This window comes from Nitrosomonas sp. Nm34 (genome assembly GCF_900113925.1).
Classification (GTDB): Bacteria; Pseudomonadota; Gammaproteobacteria; order Burkholderiales; family Nitrosomonadaceae; genus Nitrosomonas.
The window spans coordinates 1-1,895 of the sequence record NZ_FORD01000133.1 but is presented as its reverse complement, the minus strand read 5'-3'; the positions used below and the strand labels follow the sequence as shown (position 1 = coordinate 1,895).

1 protein-coding gene and 1 pseudogene are annotated in these 1,895 nt (G+C 37.0%); both read right to left on the bottom strand.

Features of this window, described 5'->3' with window-relative positions; translation table 11 throughout:
• Positions 1-308 precede the first annotated feature (308 nt).
• On the bottom strand, positions 309-695 hold the full coding sequence (locus BM283_RS17705; RefSeq protein WP_090695482.1) for a hypothetical protein: 387 nt from the start codon (positions 693-695) through the stop codon (positions 309-311).
• 984 nt (positions 696-1,679) lie between these two features.
• Positions 1,680-1,895, bottom strand: a pseudogene (locus tag BM283_RS19145) (IS1634 family transposase); the annotation flags it as partial.

Below are 1,895 nucleotides of genomic sequence, written 5' to 3'. Positions count from 1 at the left end.
ATCGAGCATTCCCGCCATCGCAGCCCGGTTAACTTCTTTGTTAATCTGATAGCCGGACTGGTGGCTTACACCTTTCGCGAGAAGAAACCCTCGCTTAATATCAGACTCCCTCAAGCTCTTCCAATCGTGATGTGATGATTCTTATGTCGAACTCACGTTATGTTATGAAACTAAGAGCATAAATACAAAAAAGCCGCATAAGTATAGTTGATACCGCGGCTTACTTTTTTTATTTTTTAATCTTCAGAAGCAGAAGCTTGAATGTATATTTTAATAAATGCTAATTCAATTAAGAGTTCACGCTTCCTTTACTTTTTAAAACCGAGTTCACGTTTTTCTTCTTCTTGCGCCATTTTTCGATGAATAGCGGCCTCTTTCAAGTTCTCTTTGATAGAGTTTTCATATTGACGTATGTTAGCAGTAATACGTGACTGGCGGTCTTGGCCTCTTCGTCCATAAGCGTTATGACCCTCATATTCTTCAAGCAGTTTTTTCTGTTCCTGCAGTTTTGCTTTCATCTCATTAGCCGCATCTTCGTAATGTTTTGCTATGGCATCATGATTGTTAGGGTCTATGCTGCGCAGCTTAGTGCTATAAGATTCATTACTTTGAGTGCTTCCTATTGGATTCATTTGTGCACAACCAACTAAAAAACCAAGCGCCATCCCAATCATCAATAAAATCAGTTTTTTCATTTTATCTCCGTCAACTTACTTTAATTTCACCCTATTTTTTATTTAAAAAATACGTCAGTATTTTGTTAAGAATAACTACATTAAAGATGTGTTCTTTGAAGGCAACAATTATAATTGGACAGACGATTTAAAATGGCGCTTTACTTAATATTTCAATGCGATTTTTTAAATTTTACTCATGATAACGCCATGGTTTTTAATATATTACTTTTATTAATTACATTACAATTTACTCTTATAATATATAATACCGATGCAAAAAACAAAAAATAAGGCTTAATAATAGAAATTAATTGTTTCTATAATGGAGACAATTAATTTATACAAATGCTTATGTTTTAATCTAGATAAGATAGCTGAGTTAAGCGGCTAACTGGATGAAAGAACATGTTTTTGAATACATAAGAATGAAATAATTGTAAAGATTCTGTCGCAAAGTCCGAGATTCTTGGAAGAATAAGCATCCTTACCGATGAGTCCTACAAATTTGCGGAAAACTCGGAAATTTGGGCCAAAACCGCTATGCCTAGCTCTTTCTGCTGAAGATAATATGCCCTTCCCAGCTTTATAGGTAAATATTGTATTGGTTGTCAATCGGGCTCAGCAACTGATGATCGTTGAACTACTTTATCCATTCCGCACTGGCATATTCATCGGTAAGATCAATTGCTATATATCACGATGCCGAATCGCTTCCGCTTTGCATAGCCCGATGATAGTCTTTGTCAACGCATTTTTTTAAGAATCTTCTGTCGTGCCCACAGAAGATTTTACGCCAGATCCCACCAGGGTAATCGCGCTTAAAAGTGCTTGAAAATAGAATTTAGATAAGGTGATAACGCTATCATTTTGATTTTAGATGATAGCAAAGCCAACACCCTCAATTATCCATCACTTTTCGAGCATTCAAGATCCCCGGGTAAACAGACAAAAGAAACATCAGCTACAAGATATTTTCTTTATCACCTACATTCCGCAGCCAATTCAGCCACTATCGGAATAATATTTAACATAGAAACGCCCTAATAATTTCAGTAACTTGTGATGTGGTTCATTCATATTAAGCAGCACTGTCTGTGTTTGGTGAATGGTTAGGATATGTATGCCCATAAAATACTGAAAGACCCAACGTGCGGTGGGGTTGGCAATCGGGCGGCCTGATTGATTGGGGAAGGTTTCGCTAGCTTCGGCCAGCGCGGT

Bases quoted from the DNA above. Each gene is read 5' to 3' on its own strand.
- BM283_RS17705 (WP_090695482.1), bottom strand. From the start codon at position 695: ATGAAAAAACTGATTTTATTGATGATTGGGATGGCGCTTGGTTTTTTA.